At 44.9% G+C, this 19,236-nt stretch carries 17 protein-coding genes; 9 read left to right on the top strand and 8 right to left on the bottom strand.

Annotated features, from left to right (window positions below):
- The first annotated feature begins 72 nt into the window (after nucleotides 1-72).
- From PBAL39_RS21735 to PBAL39_RS21725, 3 genes are read left to right on the top strand one after another with little or no spacing between them, the layout of a single operon-like run.
- Nucleotides 73-1,170, top strand: a complete 1,098-nt coding sequence (locus tag PBAL39_RS21735; RefSeq protein WP_008245696.1) for a sorbosone dehydrogenase family protein — start codon at nucleotides 73-75, stop codon at nucleotides 1,168-1,170.
- Between the two features lie 48 nt (nucleotides 1,171-1,218).
- On the top strand, nucleotides 1,219-1,920 hold the full coding sequence (locus PBAL39_RS21730; protein ID WP_008245695.1) for a CoA transferase subunit A: 702 nt from the start codon (nucleotides 1,219-1,221) through the stop codon (nucleotides 1,918-1,920).
- Nucleotides 1,921-1,931: 11 nt separating this feature from the next.
- Nucleotides 1,932-2,591, top strand: coding sequence for a CoA transferase subunit B (locus PBAL39_RS21725; RefSeq protein WP_008245693.1), 660 nt, complete (start codon nucleotides 1,932-1,934; stop codon nucleotides 2,589-2,591).
- 48 nt (nucleotides 2,592-2,639) lie between these two features.
- On the opposite strand, the gene PBAL39_RS21720 is transcribed toward PBAL39_RS21725, so the two are convergent.
- Both PBAL39_RS21720 and PBAL39_RS21715 read right to left on the bottom strand, forming a co-directional pair.
- Entirely contained in the window at nucleotides 2,640-3,287 is a 648-nt protein-coding gene (locus tag PBAL39_RS21720) for a uridine kinase (RefSeq protein WP_008245691.1), read from the bottom strand.
- On the bottom strand, nucleotides 3,277-4,509 hold the full coding sequence (locus PBAL39_RS21715) for a LysM peptidoglycan-binding domain-containing protein (protein ID WP_008245689.1): 1,233 nt from the start codon (nucleotides 4,507-4,509) through the stop codon (nucleotides 3,277-3,279). Before PBAL39_RS21715 ends, PBAL39_RS21720 begins: the two co-directional genes overlap by 11 nt.
- Before the next feature lie 187 nt (nucleotides 4,510-4,696).
- Here PBAL39_RS21715 and PBAL39_RS21710 point away from each other — a divergent pair, with 187 nt between their 5' ends.
- Nucleotides 4,697-5,176, top strand: coding sequence for a Dps family protein (locus PBAL39_RS21710; RefSeq protein WP_008245687.1), 480 nt, complete (start codon nucleotides 4,697-4,699; stop codon nucleotides 5,174-5,176).
- Between the two features lie 100 nt (nucleotides 5,177-5,276).
- Nucleotides 5,277-7,109: a UbiD family decarboxylase gene (locus tag PBAL39_RS21705; protein ID WP_008245685.1), complete on the top strand. Its 1,833-nt coding sequence runs from the start codon at nucleotides 5,277-5,279 to the stop codon at nucleotides 7,107-7,109.
- 121 nt (nucleotides 7,110-7,230) lie between these two features.
- On the opposite strand, the gene PBAL39_RS21700 is transcribed toward PBAL39_RS21705, so the two are convergent.
- Nucleotides 7,231-8,721 (bottom strand): OmpP1/FadL family transporter, encoded by a 1,491-nt coding sequence (locus tag PBAL39_RS21700; RefSeq protein WP_008245683.1) that lies wholly within the window; start codon nucleotides 8,719-8,721, stop codon nucleotides 7,231-7,233.
- Nucleotides 8,722-8,790: 69 nt separating this feature from the next.
- Nucleotides 8,791-9,735, bottom strand: coding sequence for a hypothetical protein (locus tag PBAL39_RS21695; RefSeq protein WP_008245681.1), 945 nt, complete (start codon nucleotides 9,733-9,735; stop codon nucleotides 8,791-8,793).
- 107 nt (nucleotides 9,736-9,842) lie between these two features.
- Between PBAL39_RS21695 and proS the strand changes: the two genes are divergently transcribed.
- From proS to PBAL39_RS21675, 4 genes are read left to right on the top strand one after another with little or no spacing between them, the layout of a single operon-like run.
- Nucleotides 9,843-11,315, top strand: a complete 1,473-nt coding sequence (proS, locus tag PBAL39_RS21690; RefSeq protein WP_008245679.1) for a proline--tRNA ligase — start codon at nucleotides 9,843-9,845, stop codon at nucleotides 11,313-11,315.
- 24 nt (nucleotides 11,316-11,339) lie between these two features.
- Nucleotides 11,340-12,479, top strand: a complete 1,140-nt coding sequence (locus PBAL39_RS21685; RefSeq protein ID WP_008245676.1) for a cystathionine gamma-synthase — start codon at nucleotides 11,340-11,342, stop codon at nucleotides 12,477-12,479.
- Between the two features lie 5 nt (nucleotides 12,480-12,484).
- A complete protein-coding gene (locus PBAL39_RS21680) occupies nucleotides 12,485-13,360 on the top strand; it encodes a TIGR02757 family protein (protein WP_008245675.1) in 876 nt (291 codons plus the stop codon).
- 35 nt (nucleotides 13,361-13,395) lie between these two features.
- Complete coding sequence (locus PBAL39_RS21675; RefSeq protein ID WP_008245673.1) at nucleotides 13,396-13,911, top strand: YdeI/OmpD-associated family protein; 516 nt, start codon at nucleotides 13,396-13,398, stop codon at nucleotides 13,909-13,911.
- Nucleotides 13,912-13,929: 18 nt separating this feature from the next.
- Here PBAL39_RS21675 and PBAL39_RS21670 read toward each other — a convergent pair whose 3' ends face one another.
- From PBAL39_RS21670 to PBAL39_RS21655, 4 genes are all read right to left on the bottom strand, one after another.
- On the bottom strand, nucleotides 13,930-14,655 hold the full coding sequence (locus PBAL39_RS21670) for a polyprenol monophosphomannose synthase (RefSeq protein WP_039867421.1): 726 nt from the start codon (nucleotides 14,653-14,655) through the stop codon (nucleotides 13,930-13,932).
- 92 nt (nucleotides 14,656-14,747) lie between these two features.
- Nucleotides 14,748-16,304 carry a peptide MFS transporter gene (locus tag PBAL39_RS21665; RefSeq protein ID WP_008245670.1) on the bottom strand — a complete coding sequence of 519 codons (1,557 nt, stop codon included), beginning with the start codon at nucleotides 16,302-16,304 and terminating at the stop codon, nucleotides 14,748-14,750.
- 87 nt (nucleotides 16,305-16,391) lie between these two features.
- Nucleotides 16,392-18,158 carry a peptide MFS transporter gene (locus PBAL39_RS21660; protein ID WP_008245668.1) on the bottom strand — a complete coding sequence of 589 codons (1,767 nt, stop codon included), beginning with the start codon at nucleotides 18,156-18,158 and terminating at the stop codon, nucleotides 16,392-16,394.
- A gap of 159 nt (nucleotides 18,159-18,317) precedes the next feature.
- The gene (locus PBAL39_RS21655; RefSeq protein ID WP_157274167.1) at nucleotides 18,318-19,235 is read right to left on the bottom strand and encodes a hypothetical protein; all 918 of its coding nucleotides are present in this window, start codon (nucleotides 19,233-19,235) and stop codon (nucleotides 18,318-18,320) included.
- Between the last annotated feature and the right edge of the window lies 1 nt (nucleotide 19,236).

The raw sequence follows: 19,236 nt of genomic DNA, 5'->3' as shown, positions 1-19,236 counted from the left end.
CAGGTATCAGCCGGTTGTGTAATTGCTAAACATATTGAGGACATTGCTGTTGTATATCAAAAGCAATGTCCTATGAAACACTTGATGATAAGCGCTTTAGTGCTGCTGATTTGCTGCACGGCCTGTAAGAAGAACAAGTCCGATAATGGTGAAGAAACTCTTCCTGACGTCGACATCAAAACCCGGGTGGTGGCTTCGGGATTATCAAATCCCTGGGAAATGATCTATGGCCCGGATGGATTGCTTTGGATCACAGAGCGATCAGGAAAGATCAGTAGGGTAAACCCACAGACTGGGGCGGTGACCTTACTCCATACTGTTTCAGACGTGGTCTCCAATGGAGAAGGGGGGCTGCTGGGCATGGCCTTACATCCCAATTTCACAGCAAATCCTTATGTATATGTAGTGTATAATTATAACAGCAGCGGCAACTACAGGGAGAAGGTGGTACGCTTTTCTTATGCAAACAATGCACTGAGCAATCCGCAGATCCTCCTCCAGCAGATCCCGGCGGCGAACATTCACAATGGCTCAAGATTACTCATCACCTCTGATCAGAAACTGTTGATCAGCACCGGGGATGCCAACGTAGCTGAAAATGCACAGAATAAAAACTCCCTCTCCGGAAAAATCCTGCGCATCAATCTTGATGGATCGATTCCTGCAGATAATCCCGTTGCCGGCAATCCGATGTGGAGCTTTGGACATCGCAACGCACAGGGACTGATACAGGTGGGCGACCGTATTTATGCTTCTGAACATGGTCCGGATAGCGACGATGAGATCAACCTGATCACAAAAGGAAAAAATTATGGATGGCCTAACGTGAAAGGCTTTTGCAATGAACCTGCTGAGCAGACCTTCTGCGCTGCCAATGATGTTGCAGAGCCACTGAAAGCCTGGACGCCGACCATTGCTACGGCCAGTATTTCCTATTATAATTCTGACTACATCCCGCAGTGGAAAAACTCCTTACTGCTCATGACACTCAAGGGGACCCGTCTGGTGCAATTGAAGTTAAATGAAGCAGGTACTGAGATCACAGCAAGCAAAGATTTCCTGGACGGCGACTTTGGTCGTCTTCGTGCCATTACGCAATCTCCTGATGGTAAGGTGTATATATCCAGCAGTAATGGTAACGATGATAAAATCATTGAAATAGCCAAATAAATTGTTCAAACACAATTTATACTATAATTTAGTGGCAAAACCATTTATATGATCAACAAAGTAGTTTCGGGTCCTGAAGAAGCCATCAGCGACATCGAGAACGGGCAAACGTTGATGCTGGGCGGATTCGGGCTTTGCGGAATCCCCGAGAACTGCATCAATGCACTGGTAAAAAAGGGCGTTAGCGGACTGACCTGCATCTCCAACAATGCAGGTGTGGACGACTTCGGGATAGGCCTGATGCTGCAACAGCGTCAGGTAAAAAAAATGATTTCTTCTTATGTAGGTGAAAATGCAGAATTCGAGCGGCAGCTACTGAGCGGTGAGCTTGAGGTGGAACTGATTCCTCAGGGTACGCTGGCTACGCGCTGCATGGCTGCGGGATATGGTATGCCTGCAATCTTCACTCCTGCAGGAGTGGGAACTGAAGTTGCTGAGGGTAAAGAAGTCAGGAACTTTAATGGCAAGGATTACCTGATGGAGTATGCTTTTGAGGCAGACTTTGCCCTTGTGAAAGCCTGGAAGGGGGATACCGCAGGAAACCTGATCTTCAGGTCTACGAGTAGGAACTTTAACCCTGTGATGGCTATGGCAGGTAAGGTAACGATTGCCGAAGTCGAGGAACTGGTGGAGGCAGGAAGCCTTGATCCCGATCATATCCATACGCCAGGTGTATTTGTACACCGTATTTTCCAGGGCAAAGGATATGAAAAAAGAATTGAACAGCGAACAGTCAGAACAAGAAATTAATCATCCTAAGCATGTTGGATAAAAATGGAATTGCGAAACGTATCGCAAAAGAAATCAAAGACGGATATTATGTGAACCTTGGGATAGGTATCCCTACCCTGGTGGCCAACTACATACCTGAGGGCATCAACGTGGTACTACAGTCAGAAAACGGCTTGTTGGGTATGGGGCCATTTCCTTTCGAAGGGGAAGAAGATGCGGACCTCATCAATGCCGGTAAACAGACCATCACCACATTGCCAGGCTCGTCGATCTTCGATTCGGCACTCAGCTTTGGCATGATCAGAAGCCAGAAAATCGACCTTACCATCCTTGGTGCTATGGAAGTTTCAGAATATGGTGACATTGCCAACTGGAAGATTCCCGGAAAGATGGTGAAGGGGATGGGCGGAGCGATGGACCTTGTTGCTTCCGCAAAGAACATCATCGTGGCCATGCAGCATGTCAATAAAGCTGGTGAAAGTAAATTACTGCCAAGCTGTACCTTACCGTTAACAGGTGTCAAATGCATCAAAAAGATCGTTACTGAGCTTGCTGTATTGGATGTTCTGCCGGAAGGAGGATTTAAGTTGATCGAGCGTGCACCAGGAGTGAGTGTAGATTACATCAGACAGGCAACAGCAGGAAAGTTATATGCTGATGATGACGTGCCCGAAATGGCATTTGGTTAATCATTCGCAAATGATATTTACAAAAAAGGGGCATTAAAGCCCCTTTGCTTATTCTTCAGTTCTCCTGAAATATTTTGCTTTCAGTTCTTCTGAGATCTCTTCAGTAATCCTGATGATGTCATCAGGCATATTCGAGTTGTTGATCACCAGCTTATTGCATTCGTTCTTGTAGGGAAGGAGGAACTCTTTATACGCCGGCACGACGTGGTTTTCCCATTTGTACCTGACATCTTCTTCCGGATAACCCCTTTCCATTCCATCACGCTTTATGCGGCGCTGAAGTGCGATTTCCTCGTCTGCCTCCACAAAAATGCGGTGGTCCAGTGTCTGGGCGATCTCCTTAAAATGGAGGATAAAAAGCCCTTCAACAATAATGATTGGGGCAGGTTTGATTTCCAGGATCTTCACCACCGCAAGCGGGTTGTTGAAGTTATATTCCTTTTTATAAACAACATCTCCCTTGACCAGCTGTTTGATGTCATGGAGAAACTGACCGTCATCAATCGTAGAAGGAAGGTCAAAGTTATAAAGTTTGTTTTCTTCCTGGGTCATGTCTCCCGCAGGGATGTAATAATCATCCTGCGAGACCAGTGTCACTTCATCGTGTTTAAAATGATGAAGAAAGCAGTTTAAGAAAAAAGTCTTCCCGGAGCCGCTGCCTCCGGCAATACCTATAATGAAAGGTTTATTGGTCATTATCCTGTCCGCCGTATGTTAAATTGCAAAAAAATCTTTTATCGATGGCACCAAGTGCATCGGCAACAGCTTTCGTCATTACGATGATCACATCTTTGGTGGATTCATTTTCGGTAAACTTCCCTACGACTTTGGCGAAGGTGGATCTGTTGGTCATTGGGTTGGTAATTTTCATCACCGTACCAATTGGTGCATTGCGGTGTAAAACCAACATTTTCGATGGATCAAGATCTTGGTTGTCAATCCATACTGCAGTTCCCTTTTCATCAATCTGGTTCAGCCCATACCTGCTGGCGGGAAACCTTAAAGAAGGATCTTTGATAGAGGAAAGCGTATCGGCATCATTGTCCTGGGTAGGAAGGTGTCTTTCTGATGGCCGCGGATAAGTTCCTTTGATGAGCAGATGCTGACCTACGCGAAGCGAATTATCAGTCAGGTTGTTCTTTGCCTTCAACTGCTCCATCGTCAATTTATATTTTGTAGCAATTGAATACATGGTCTCATTAGAGGCCACTGTGTGCTCAATAAATTCTTCCTCTTGTTCTTTTACCGCCGGCACAACCTTTTCTTTTCTCTTTTCTTTCTCATCTACAATGGGAACGATAGGTGCTTTAGGTTGCTCCGTAGGTTTAGGTGCAGTCACCACTTGTTCCTTTGGCTTTTCTTCGACAGGAGTCTCAGTTTCAGTTGCAGGGTTTTTTGTCGGTATTTTTAACAGCTGCCCAATCTGAAGGTTGATTGTCCTCAGGTTATTTATCCTTTTTATCTCATTTACTGTAGTGCCATAACGTTCAGCAAGCAAATTGAGGTTTTCCTTCCGTTGCACCGCATGTTCTACCAGTGTAATGCCATCTTCGGTAACGGTAGTTTCAGTAGTTTCCGTTACGCCGCCGGCAGGAGTGGTGGTCGTGTTTCCTACAGGGTTCTTTCCTGCAGTTGTACTGTTACTGCCTGCTGATTTGTCAAATGGAATATTGGTAGGGACCTTAATGATGACACCGATCTGGAGAAACTTGTTGTCATTAAAGGTGATGATATCTTTAGGTAAGACACTGTATCTGCGGCCAATGGAGTAATAGGTGTCTTTGGCTACAACCTGGTGTACAATTAGCTTTTTACCATTGTAATTCTCTACACCAATAGAGTCTCTGGTATTGCTACTTGCATGGGCAGTCAGACTACCTAAAACTGCAAACAGCGATACTACATAATATTTATACATTAAATGATCTTATAAGTTAATTTTAGCAATGATACGAATAATAAAAGAAAGCGGGGATAGTGAATATCTAACGCTGAATCCAATGCCGTATTATATCTGATTATATAACAATTTTCAAACATTAGATAGTAGCAATTGTTGTATATTCATCCCTATATTAAAGAACAAAAATAAATAATTTTATATCATGGACGCAAAAGAAATCAGTTTAAATGAGAAAGAAGTAAAGCCAGTTGTAGACTTGTTGAACGACTATCTGGCTAATTATCATATACATTATCAGAAATTAAGAGGCTGTCACTGGAACATCAAAGGGCAGAATTTTTTCACATTACATGTCAAATTTGAAGAGTTATATACCAATGCCCAGCTCACCATCGACGAGATTGCTGAACGTGTACTTACCCTCGGTAAACCGCCGCACAGCCGTTTTGCAGATTACATCAAAGAGTCTGGAATCAAGGAAATTGACACCATCGGACTAAAAGATTTGGATATGGTGGATGCCATTCTGGATGACATGGCACACTTGATCCAGCTGGAACGCGAGTTGCTCGAAGCCACTGCAGATGCTGGTGATGACGGATCAAATGATATGGTCAACAGGTTCATGCAGTTCAAAGAAAAGAACACCTGGATGCTGCGCTCGTTTGCAGGCAAGAAATAGGCATTTGCCATCCCTAAATTAGAAAAGCCATGCCCAAAGCATGGTTTTTTCTGTTTAAGATCATTTGTACAAGCTGATTTGTTGATATCTTTGGCTTACTATGGGATATCAGAGTTTAGCAGAATGCGTCGCCGATCTAGAAAAACACGGACACCTGATCCGGATAAAGGAAGAAGTTGATCCCTACCTGGAGATGGCTGCCATTCATTTACGTGTATATGAAAAGCAGGGGCCTGCGTTATTGTTTGAAAATGTCAAAGGCTCTAAGTTTCCTGCGGTTTCCAACTTATTTGGTACGCTGGAGCGTTCTAAATTTATGTTTCGGGATAGCCTGCATAAGGTCGAGCAGCTCGTTGGCTTGCGCTCGGATCCCATGAAGGTCCTTAAAAACCCACTGAAACTTCCTGGGATTGGCTTAACGGCATTGACCGCCCTGCCGATGAAGCAGCGTTTCCAGTCGGCCTTCAGTAAAACGACCATAAGTGCCTTGCCACAGATTGTCAATTGGCCCATGGATGGAGGGCCTTTTATTACAATGCCACAGGTATACACGGAGGATATAGATAAACCAGGGATTATGAATGCAAACCTTGGGATGTACAGGATACAGCTTGCGGGAAACGACTACATACAGGATAAGGAAATAGGACTGCATTATCAGATCCACCGTGGCATAGGTGTACATCAATCCAAGGCCAATGCTAAAGGTCAGCCTTTAAAGGTCAGCATATTTGTTGGAGGGCCTCCATCTCATCCTTTAGCTGCGGTCATGCCATTGCCCGAAGGTTTGTCGGAAATGACCTTCGCGGGTGCATTGGGAAACAGGCGCTTCCGTTATTTCTATGATGAGGAAGGCTTTTGTATCTCTGCGGATGCAGATTTTATCATTACCGGCACCGTCTATCCGCAGGAGAATAAACCCGAGGGACCTTTTGGTGACCACCTGGGATATTACAGCCTTACCCATCCTTTTCCGCTGATGAAGGTGCACAATGTTTACCACCGCAATGATGCGATCTGGTCATTTACCGTAGTAGGCCGCCCTCCACAGGAAGACACGAGTTTTGGGGCGTTGATCCATGAAATCTCGGGATCTGCATTGCCGCAGGAGATCCATGGATTGAAAGAAGTCAATGCAGTAGATGCAGCAGGGGTGCACCCATTGCTTTTTGCGATTGGTAGTGAACGTTATACGCCATATTTAAAGGAACGCAGACCTCAGGAAATTCTGACAATTGCCAACCACATCCTGGGTAAAAACCAGCTTAGTCTGGCGAAGTATCTTTTCATTGCCGCCCGGGAGGATGATGAACAACTGGATACACATGATTTATCGGCATTTATGCAGCATGTACTTTCCAGGATGGACTTCAAGAAAGACCTTCATTTTCATACCCACACCACAATAGATACGCTGGATTATAGTGGCGACGGATTGAACAGTGGATCAAAGGTGGTGTTTGCAGCTGCGGGAAGTCAAAAAAGAACGTTATCAGCAGTGCTTCCTCAGGGATTTTCGCTCCCACCAGTTTTTGAACAGCCGTATGTCGCTATTCCAGGTGTAGTGGCGGTTAAAGCGCCGGCTTATATAAATCATGTACAGGCAAAACAAGAGATTTTGGCATTAAATGAGCATTTACAGGATTTTGACTTATCAGGTGTTGCTCTGCTGGTGATCTGTGATGACAGTGCATTTACTGCGGCGAATATCAATAACCTGGTATGGGTAACCTTTACAAGGAGCAATCCAGCTTCAGATATTGACGGCATTGGTGCTTATCATGAAAACAAACATTGGGGATGCAAAGGACCGGTAATCATTGACGCGCGTAAAAAGCCACATCACGCACCAGAACTGATTAAAGATGAAGAGGTAGAGCGGCGTGTGGACCTGATGGCTACGGCCGGTGGGTCATTGCATGGTATCATCTAATTGCCAATCAAAGGTATTCTGCTGATCAGTTTTTGATATTCTGATCATTCTATGAAATAAAAAAATCCCGCAACAGGCAAGATGCACGGTGCGGGATTTTTCATGTCTTTTATCTTGGTAGTTAGAACCTAACGCCAAATGTCAGGAATACATTGTTTCTTGAAGTTTTGATGTCTGCTACGGGCTCTAAAAGCTCACCATTTGGTCCATCCAAAACGTAAGGAGCAAGTTCAGTGTTGGTTTGTACCCTTTGGAATGCAGCATCAACAAAGTAGTTTTTTACCCGGTAGCCGATACCGCCAGTGTAGTAGTTGGTCTCAAATTTACTGGCACCATCTACAGGACTACCCTTGAAACCATAACCAGCTCTCAGGCTTACAAAATCATCTACCTTAAATTCACCACCAAACCTATAGTTTACCGCTTCTTTATAAGTGTTTCTGATTTCATTATTTTGGGAATTGATGATGCTCTCATCACCATTTTGGTCAATTGAAAAATGCATGGTTGAATAATCGATATAGTCGATGTCGGCGGAGAGCAATGCTCTGTTTCCAATCACGTAACTGGCACCGAAAGATCCCTTTAATGGAGTTCTCAAGCGATAGGAGAAAGGGAAGTATCCCGGGTCAGGCATGGTTGTTCCGGCAGTAGGACCACTCTCGATTCTTGAATCCAGAACGATTGAGGTATTGTCCTCTACCAGCATCCAGGTGGGAGTCTCTAAGGTTGCACCGACTCTGAAGTTGCTTACCGGTCTGAAGATCATACCAATCCGTGCGTTCACGCCATTTCCGCGTGTCTCCTGATTTTGTCTTAATGAAAGGCTGTAACCAGGGCTACCTGTATCTATCGTAGTTCCGCTTTCAGTAAACTCAGAGACATTGTCATATCTGGAGTTTACAAAATTCAGGCTGGCACCTACATAAAATTGATTGGAGATGTTCAGGGCGCCGGCCAGGTTTACTTCAGAAGTGGATCCCGCTCTTACTTCTCTTTTTGATTGTAAGTTTGGTCCTGTTACAGCAGAGGTATAGACATCATTGGCTTCATTATAGTCATATAGCAGTCCATCAAATGCCATTGTTTCAGGATAACCATCAGGTAAGGCATTAGGATTATCATTAGCCAGTTGAACATAATGATCAACTATGGAGTTTCTGGTATTCTGTCCCTGATATTTGAATGTCGCCCTATAGTCGCTATGGCGGCTATAACCGATACCAAAAACTGTACTAAGTACACCTGTTTTGGTATCCTGACCTTTTACCTTGTAAGTAGGGTTATAAAATACAACCCCAAGGTTGTTGATGTTCAAGCTATTTCTGTCAGAATTGGTCGTTTCGCCAAGGTAGTTCGCTTTTCCTTTCATCATATTGAATTCAGGAGTAAAGCTGAATTCAGACTTTGTGAAAAGGCCTAAACCGGCAGGGTTGGCACTTAAAGAACTCATATCGCCGCCCACACCGATCTGCGCGCCGCCCATTCCTTTAAATCTTGCAGAGCTTCCGTAATCATTTTGTGAGAACCTTGCGGCGTCTGGGACATATTGTGCATATGATGTTCCGATAGTTGCTACTGTAGCAACTACAGATAATAATAGTTTTTTCATGTGTGTTATAATAAGTCGAGAATGATGGATTTTCCGGAGTACCTAACTATACTCCGGAAAATGATGTTTTTAGCCTCTACCGCCTCTGGATGATCTGCCTGAAGAGCCTGAGCCTGACGAAGATCTACCGCCGCCGCTTTCGCCGCGTGACGAAGGTGGAGGTGAATAGGTAGGTCTGCTTTGGGGTTCAGGTCTGTAGCTTTCCCTGGTTGGCCTGTTCTGTGGTGCAGGTCTCGAAGCTTCTCCTGTTGGCCTGGTACCACGTGTGGACTGCCCATTTGCAGGACGGGTTCCGTTGCCGTCAGTATTATATATTTCGGCTCGTGTTCTTCTGGTGACTACGTTTCCATTTGCGTCCGTGCGTGTCGAAGAACCTCTAGATCCTCTGACGCCGTTACTACCACCAATACCAAAATTGCTTCGTGGTGTGTTTTCACGACCCATGGATGGACGAGGGACATTTGTAGTCCTGCCAGTATAGGTTCCGCCACCATAGTAACCTCCGCCATAATAACCGCCTCCATAGAATCCACCTCCGTAAAAGCCTCCGCCGTAGAAATTGTTGTATCCCCATCCCCACGGACTGTAAAGGTTACTGAAAGGAGAATAGAAGCTTCCCCATCCGTAGTATGGAGAGTTCCAGATCGAACCGAAGCCTAATCCTAACGAAAATCCATTATAACCAAATCCGTTGTAACCATAAAAACCGTTGTCAAAATACGGATCATAGTACGATCTCCATGAGCTGCCATTATAGAACCTGTTGATACGTGACGAATAGTCCATGTCATAGTATGGATCACTTGTTCCATAGTAATCGTCATTCTCGTCGTAAGTATCCTGATATGCTTGTTGCTGTACCGGAGCAAGAGGAGTATATTCCTTCGCTTGAGCAGTCGAACCGTAAACATCATCCGCACTATTACTTTGCTGCGCAATGCGGGGCGCAGAGCAGGAAGTAACAACTATCGTTGCCAAAGCCAGCATACTGGTGAATAAATATTTGGGTTTCATGACTATATGTGTTGTTTGTGTGTTGCACAATTTTTTTGTAGGTATAAATTTATAAATTTGTAACCTACGTTACAAGCAAAGTTACACAAAAAACGTTCCATATAGTTATGAGCAAAGGCATTACAAGTAAAAACGAAGATTATTCCCAGTGGTATAACGACATTGTTATAAAGGCTGATCTGGCAGAGCACTCCTCTGTGAAAGGATGTATGGTGATTAAACCTTATGGATATTCCATATGGGAGAAAATACAGGCAGTTTTGGACCAGAAATTCAAAGATACAGGCCACAGTAATGCTTATTTTCCGTTATTCATTCCTAAGTCATATTTTTCTAAGGAAGCTTCCCACGTGGAGGGTTTCGCCACAGAATGTGCCGTAGTGACACACTACCGCCTTAAAAATGATGGAAATGGCAACATCATTGTCGATGAAACTGCTAAACTTGAAGAGGAGCTGATCGTCAGACCGACTTCAGAAACCATCATCTGGAATACCTACAAAGGATGGATCCAATCCTACAGGGACCTTCCCTTGCTCATCAACCAATGGGCCAACGTGGTGCGCTGGGAAATGCGTACCCGTTTATTCCTGCGTACCACAGAATTTCTTTGGCAGGAGGGGCATACTGCGCACTCTACCGCTGAAGAGGCCATCGAGGAAACAGAAAGAATGCTGAACGTGTATGCCGATTTTGCAGAAAACTGGCTGGCTCTGCCGGTGGTAAGAGGTCTGAAAACCCCTAATGAGCGTTTCGCCGGTGCCTTGGATACCTATTGTATTGAGGCGCTGATGCAGGATGGTAAAGCCCTGCAGGCAGGTACTTCTCACTTCCTGGGTCAGAACTTCGCCAAAGCATTTGATGTAAAATTCACCAATAAAGAAGGTAAAATTGAACACGTATGGGCTACTTCATGGGGTGTATCCACCCGTTTGATGGGTGCATTGATCATGGCCCACAGTGATGATGCCGGACTGGTATTGCCACCGAAACTGGCGCCGATCCAGGTGGTCATCGTGCCGATTTACAAAGGCGATGAAGAATTGAAAAAGATCTCTTCATTTGTTGATGAGCTGATGCCGAAGCTGAAACGCCTGGGTATTTCTGTGAAATATGACGACCGTGATACGCAACGTCCAGGGTTCAAGTTTGCTGAATATGAACTGAAAGGCGTGCCAATTCGTCTGGCTATCGGTGGCCGCGACATGGAGAATGGCACCGTGGAACTTGCCCGTCGTGATACCCGTGAGAAACAAACCGTCATTCAGGATGGTCTTGAGATCCATATTGCTCAGTTGCTCGAAGAGATTCAGCAGAATATCTTTAACAAGGCGTTGAACTTCCGGGATGAACACATCACTGAAGCCAACTCTTATGACGAACTGAAAGAATTGCTGGATTCAAAGGCTGGATTTATCTCGGCACATTGGGATGGCACACCGGAAACTGAACAGAAGATCAAAGAAGAAACAAAGGCGACCATCAGGTGTGTGCCTTTAAACAATAAACTGGAGGATGGTGTTTGTATCTATTCTGGTAAGCCTTCAAAACAACGTGTGTTGTTTGCCAGAGCTTACTAATCCTTCATTTAACTCAATAACGATATGAAATTCGCAACTAAAGCCATACATGCCGGTCAGGAGCCTGATCCTACAACAGGAGCGGTAATGACGCCAATATACCAGACTTCCACTTACTGGCAAAAGTCTCCCGGTGATAACAAGGGATTTGAATACTCCAGGGGTACTAACCCTACGCGTAAAGCACTCGAAGATTGCCTGGCGGCATTGGAGAATGCCAAATATGGTCTGGCTTTTTCCAGCGGGATGGGTGCTACGGATGCGGTGATGAAGTTGCTGCAACCTGGCGATGAAGTGATTACCGGTAATGACCTCTATGGAGGATCTTACCGCATCTTCACTAAGATCTATGCGAAGTACGGCATCAAATTTCATTTCATTGACCTCTCGAAGCCTGAAAATGTGCTTCCTTACATCAATGATAAAACGAAACTGGTATGGATTGAAACACCGACCAACCCAACGATGCAGGTCATTGACATCGAGGGAGTCGCGAAGATCACTAAGGAACGTAAGCTGCTGCTGACGGTCGACAATACCTTTGCTTCGCCATACCTGCAGAATCCAATGGACCTGGGCGCAGATATCGTCATGCACTCTGTGACCAAATACATCGGTGGTCACTCTGATGTGGTGATGGGTGCGTTGTTGGTAAATGACGATCAGTTGTATAAAGACCTTTGGTTCATCTACAATGCCTGCGGTGCTACTCCAGGACCTCAGGATGCCTTTCTCGTATTACGGGGGATCAAAACCCTTCACCTCAGAATGAAGGCGCATTGTGAAAACGGAGAGAAGGTCGCTCATTTCCTGAAAAACCACCCCCGGATTGATAAGATCTACTGGCCTGGTTTTGAAGATCACCCTAACCATGATATTGCTAAAAAACAGATGCGTGGTTTCGGAGGAATGGTCTCCATCACGCTCAAAGGCGCCGATCTGCAGGAGACTTTCCGTATCGCTTCCTCTTTCAAGGTGTTTACCCTTGCGGAATCTTTAGGGGGTGTAGAGTCACTCATCAATCACCCAACCAGTATGACACATGGATCTATTCCCAAAGAAGAACGTGAAAAAGTTGGTGTAACCGATAACCTGCTCCGTCTGAGTGTGGGTGTAGAAGACATAGACGACCTGATTGCGGATTTAGAACAAGCTTTAAAATAATTAATTTGGAATTCCTGGAGCTCAAAGATTTTCTGGATCTGAAAGTGGATCAGTACAACAGACCCAACTTCATTCAGAACGACCCCATTTGTATTCCCCATCGTTTCACAAAGAAACAAGATGTTGAAATTGCCGCATTCTTTGCGGCAATTTTAGCATGGGGACAACGTAAAACCATTATCAATAAATGCAGCGAGCTATTTGACCGCATGGACAATCAGCCCTACGATTTCATGTTAAACCATGGTGATGATGACCTGAAACGACTATTGGGCTTCAAACACCGCACGTTTAATGATACGGACTTGCTCTACTTCGTATCTTTCTTCAATCATCACTACCAGCAATCTGACAGCCTGGAAACGGCCTTTCTCTTTCCTGATCCGATGTTCACTGAGAGACTGGCCAGCCACGTTGAAGGATCGGAAGGGAAAGGTATTGGCAAGGTCAACAAAGCTGGAAAAAAACAAAATACCATAGAAGAAGCACGCAGCATTCCAGTCGGGGAAGAGGCGCTGAACTATTTCAGGTCTTATTTCTTCAGTCTGCCCGACTTTCCACGAAGGACCATCAAACACATCTCATCGCCTTTGCAAAAGTCGACCTGTAAAAGGCTGAATATGTTTCTTCGCTGGATGGTGCGTAGTGACGACCGGGGCGTCGACTTTGGTTTGTGGCACAAACTGACCCCTGCCGACTTGATTTGCCCATGTGATGTACACGTTGACCGTGTGGCACGAAGGCTTTCCCTGATCAGCCGCAAGCAGACCGACTGGAGGACAGCAGTGGAGCTTACTGAGGAACTTCGTCGCTTTGATCCCCTGGATCCGGTTAAATATGATTTTGCACTCTTTGGCCTCGGTGTGGAAGAAAAGTTTTAATTTAAGGATACAGATTGACAAACAATCAAATCATTATGATCACATTTAAAGCAGAAATAGAGCGGTTTGAAAAAATGGGAGAGAAGACCGGATGGACTTATATTGCTGTGCCGGCGGCAATAGCGGAACAGATTAAAGCAGGATGTAAAAAAAGCTACCGCATTAAAGGGTATTTGGATCAGGTGCCGATTGCCGGGCTGTCGATGGTGCCCATGGGAGAGGGGAACTTTATCATCGCCTTAAAGGCTTCTTTACGTAAAGAGCTGCGCAAGCAGGAGGGTGGGGTATTGCAGGTTTCTTTGGAAGAGGATACGACTTTTAAGATTGAGATGCCTGAAGACCTGGAACTCTGTCTTGCCGATGAGCCTGTATTGCTTGACCGTTTTCTGAGTCAGGCTAAGTCGCACCAAAACTATTACATCACCTGGCTGAATTCTGCGAAAACGGAGCCTACCCGTACAAAGAGAATAGTGAAAATCATCGAAGCGATGTCCAGGGACTGGGATTTTGGAACGATGATCAGGGATGGAAAACCGCCGAAAAGTAGCTAATAATACCTTTTCTAGCTGTTATTTATAATTTCTGAACCAGCTCCACACTTTCATCTGGATCACGCCAATGAAAGCTTCTCTGAAGATACGGGTACTCATCTTCGAACTGCCCTCGGTACGGTCAGTAAAAATGATCGGTACTTCCTGGACTTTGAAGCCATATTTTATGGCGGTAAACTTCATTTCTATCTGAAAGGCATAACCTACAAATTTAATCTTGTCCAAAGGGATTTTTGCCAGTACACGCCTGCGGTAACATTTAAACCCGGCAGTGGCATCCTGGATATTGATGCGCGTAATCAGGCGGACATACATTGAAGCAAAATAGGACATCAGCACCCTGCTCATCGGCCAGTTGACCACATTGACACCATTGACATAACGTGAACCAATGGCTACGTCGGCGCCTTTTACACAGGCATCCCGAAGACGCGTCAGGTCATCTGGATTGTGGGAGAAATCGGCGTCCATCTCAAAAATGTATTCGTATTCTTCTTTTGCCAAAGCCCATTTAAATCCATGGATGTAGGCCGTGCCCAGTCCGAGTTTACCGGTACGCTGTTCCAGGTGAAGTGCGGGGAATTCCGTTTGTAAACGTTTCACAATGTCGGCAGTGCCATCCGGTGAACCATCATCAATGATGAGTACTTCAAAAAAATAGGGTAAGGAAAAGACTTTCCTGATGATCTTTTCAATGTTTTCCTTTTCGTTGTAGGTGGGGATGATGATTAAACTGTCTGACACGTAAATTTGATTATTCAGCGAAATTATGGATTCTAAACGAAAAACCCTCAGCATATCGAATATACTGAGGGTTAAAATTTGTTAAAAGCTTTCTATTTGACCTCCTGCATTAGTTTTCTTACAAATGGACTGATCAGGATCAGCACCACACCTGCAACCAACGAATAGATGGCCAGCGTTTTGTAACCGTCAGTATAAGTGATCAGCTTGTCTACCAGGCTTTCTGATTCACTGTTGGTGCCAGACATACTGGCGCCTATAATACCAGCAGCATACTGTCCATAAGCGCTGGCAAGGAACCACATGCCCATCATTACACCTTGCAATTTCACGGGAGATAGTTTGGTCATGATGGAAAGGCCAATTGGCGATAGACACAACTCCCCGAAGGTCACAAACAGATAAGCAACAGTGAAGACATCAAGCGAAGTCACCCCATTTGCGTCTGCGAAAAATCTGGTTGCATAGAAGATGTAATAAGCCAGGGCCAGGAACAAAAAGCCCATTCCGAACTTAATCAAAGTATTCGGCTCTATTTTCTTTTTTGCCATTGCCAGCCAGATGATTCCAAAAAGGAAAGCAAAGATGATTACAAAAAGGGAGTTTGCCGCGTTATTCACACCGTTAGGGTCCACCACGATGCTTCCCAACAAGGTATTGTTCAGGTTTCTCGCAGCAAAGAGGCTTAGTGAACCACCGCTTTGTTCAAAGATACCCCAGAAGATGATAGAGAATAGAATAAATACCAATGCAGCAAGCAGTTTCTTTCTCTCTGCCCAGCTGTATTTTGTCATCTCATAAAACAGGTACAACAAGGTTGCGGGACCAATGATGTACATGAACTTGTCGGTATACTCCGTTTTGGCGACCATGATCATGATGACCGGAATGACGGCCAAAGATCCTGCATAAACGGCATAGTCGTACCATTTTTTGTTTGCCGACTTCCGTACGATGGTCGCAGGTGTTGTGTCAGGATTGTTTCCGATACCATCTACGGTAACCTCTTCCAATGTTTCATGTTCACCTGGCGCCAGCCCTATGGGCCCCAGCGTACGCTTGGTGAAAACGAAAGTGATCAGACTGATCGTCATCACGATCCCCGCCAGACCGAAGGCCAGGTGCCAGGAATATTCCTTACCGATGGCAATACACGCATATCCGCCCAGTAAAGCACCAATGTTGATCCCTGCGTAGAACAAGGAAAACCCTGCATCGCGTCTTTCATCACCGGATTTATACAATGAACCCACCATTGTGGAAATGTTTGGTTTAAAAAATCCCGTACCTACTACGGTGAAGCTGATGCCAAGAAAGAAAAACTGATGAGGATCGTAAGAAAGTATGGCACTTCCCACAATCATCAGCAAGCCACCCCAGAACAACGACTTTCGGAAACCGAGTATCTTATCGGCAAACAATCCCCCAATAAAGGTGAACGCATAAACAAAAGCTTGTGTAGCCCCATATTGCAGGTTGGCAACATCATCTTTCATCATCAGTTGCGTCACCATAAAGTAGGTGAGCATTCCCCGCATTCCGTAGAAGCAGAAACGCTCCCACATTTCTGAGAAAAACAGGTACCATAGTTGTTTTGGGTATTTGCCTTTAAAATTCTGAATTTGTTCAAGGCTAAGATTCTCTGGCATATCTTATTATCGTTCTGTTAGGTTTTGTTCAAATATTGCTCATCAAAAAAGCCTTTGGGTTTATCCAAAGGCTTTCTGTTGTGTTTTCTATTTTACACCGTGCATTAATTTTTTCATAATCGGTGTCAGCAGGATGATGAACACGCCTAGTCCCACAGGAATCAGGGTGAAGATCAGGAAGAAGGTAGACATCGAGTATTTGGCGGTAATTTCATCAATCATACCACCCATGGTACCGGCAATCTTGTTTCCGATGGCAATTGCCAGGTACCAGATGCCAAACATGATGGCGATCATCCGTCCTGGAACCAGCTTGCTCACATATGAAAGCCCGACAGGGGAGATGAACAGCTCACCCATGGTGTGGAAAAAGTAGGCCAGCACCAACCATACCATACTTACCTGCGCTACGGTGGCTCCTTGTGGGATAGAGCTCGCTCCATAAGCCAATGCTGCAAATCCAATACCGAGCAGGATCATCCCAAACCCGTTTTTGAGCGTAGCCACGGGATTGTATTTACTTTCCCATAACTTGGAAACAATAGGTGCACAGCTGATGATAAACAGGGAGTTTAAGATCCCAAACCAGGTGGCAGGAACTTCAGATTTAACCTCGCTGTACTGGTTGCTCAGCATATAAATTACAATGCCCCAGATGATCACAAAGCTGCCTGCAAGAATCAAGTTCCCCAAAGCATACTTTGCGAAAGTTTTGCTGAAAAGTTTGAAGAGTACATAGGAGATGATCGCAAGAGGGATCACCGTAATCAAGGTATTGACAATATTAAAGATGACCTTTGAGTCGCCTGTAAGTACACGTTGGGTGTAATCTTTGGCGAAGATGGTCATCGAACCGCCAGCCTGCTCAAATGAAGCCCAGAAGAAAATCGTAATGAAAGCAAGTACGATGACGGCAATCATTTTGTCACGCAGTACCGGTGTATACTGAGAAATCCTTTTGATCAGAATGAAAATAAACAAAATCAGGGCTACAGAAATCATGAAGCTGCTGCCGTCCATACTTCCTACCTGGAAGCTAAAAAGATTCAGGCTGGTGATTTTCGAAACCGGGTCATTGATGATCCAGGACAGGCCGATTACAGAAATGAGGGCGATGATCACCAGGTCAAACTTCGAGAATGGGTTGCGTGTCGCTTCATCAGGATGTTCCGTAGCTTCCTGTTTGTCCGCTACAGGTTTCAGTCCGATAGAACCAAAGATGTTCTGTGTGAAATAAAACTGGAGCATACCGAAGAACATGAAAATTCCGGCAAGTCCAAAGCCATAAGCCCATCCCCATTCCGGGCTCTCACCGATGTATCCGCACAACAACATTCCCAGAAACGCACCAGCGTTTACACCCATATAGAAGATGGTATATGCACCGTCTTTCTTTTCAGGATGTTCTTTATACATCTGAGCTACGATGGAGGTCATGTTTGGTTTGAAGAAACCGTTACCAATAACCAGAAGACCAAGTCCGAGGTACATGAAAGCATGGTCGATTTCTATGGCCATGGACAAGTGTCCCAATGTCATCAGGAATGCACCAACAATTACTGCCCAGCGGTATCCGATAATCCTGTCGGCAATATAACCACCGAGAATAGGAGTGAGGTACGCCAGACCAGTGTAAGAACCGTAGATGGCAAGCGCATGCTCACGTGGCCATCCCCAGCCGGCATTTTCACCAATTAGTGAGGAGGTCAGGAAGAGAACCAGCAGGGCCCTCATACCGTAATAAGAGAACCGCTCCCACATTTCGGTAAAGAACAGGACGAACAGTCCTGCCGGATGTCCTAATACCTTACTTTCAAAAAAGTTATTTGGAGACTCCAAATTTTGTGCATTCATGTGTTAGTTTTTTTGTGTAATAATTTATAAGAAAAGTTCAGTTAGTTCTTGTTTGATGGTTTAAAATGGAATGCCCCTGAGTTAACCACCGCGCAAGATAGGCACATGCAGCGAAACTCACAAATTTTTTAAAGTTGATTAAAGCATTGCCAGTGCTGTTTAAAGCTTCTTTATCGGGCTTATATTTTTGTCTTTAGGATCTATGTACAGTTCATCAGCATCGTTTGGATCATTCTTAAGTTCGACATCTTCCACCAGCCTCAGTCTGCCACCTGCAATCCGGTAGCCATCAAAAGAAAGGTCTGACGCATAATATTCAAAGTTGCCTTCCATATCCGGCGTAAACGGTGCCAGGTGGTCAAGTATGATCATATTTACCTGTTTATCCACCTTCAAGGTCATGGTGTTGAGCTTATTGTATTCATAGATCATCCTGTTTCTTCCTTTTGGTGTTTTCTGATCGAAGACATTTTTCCCGAATACAGGGGCGTCTTTCACAAAAGAAAGGATTTCGATGACCTTTTTGGTCGTCTTCTGATTGTTGCCTTTCCAGCCAATCAAGGCATAGTACGTACTGCCATTACCGTTTACAGGGATGATCTCATAATAGCGGGCACCAAACCAGTTTTTGTTGTCCGTCACCTGATTCGGGTCTGTCAGCTGCTCAGTTTCGTCGATCAAAGGAAATAATTTGAGCTTTCCATCTTTTGTGGCAAGTTGTATGGCACCGAAGAAGCGGTAGCTGCCGTCGTCTACCGGCAGGTGCCAGGAGAATATTTTGAGAAGATTGTCCGGTGATTTCAGGATGGAAATCTTTTTCAGGGAGTCAAAACCGTAGTTGAAGGAGCCATTGGTCTTTAGTGCGTTGACGAGGGTTTTGATGAAGACCGCATTTTGCTCAAAGCGGGGTTCATTAGATGGCGAGTTATAGGTGCTGTCGCTGATGCGGACCAGGGAATCCTGATATTTGTTCATTTCCAGCAGGTTTCCTTTCGGAAAGGTATGCTGTGCAGTCACTTTAGCAACTACACAGCACAACATCATCAATAATATTAAAGGTGTTAAGACCTTAGACATA

Source organism: Pedobacter sp. BAL39 (genome assembly GCF_000170795.1).
Lineage (GTDB): Bacteria > Bacteroidota > Bacteroidia > Sphingobacteriales > Sphingobacteriaceae > Pedobacter.
This window is presented reverse-complemented; position numbering and strand designations above follow the sequence as displayed.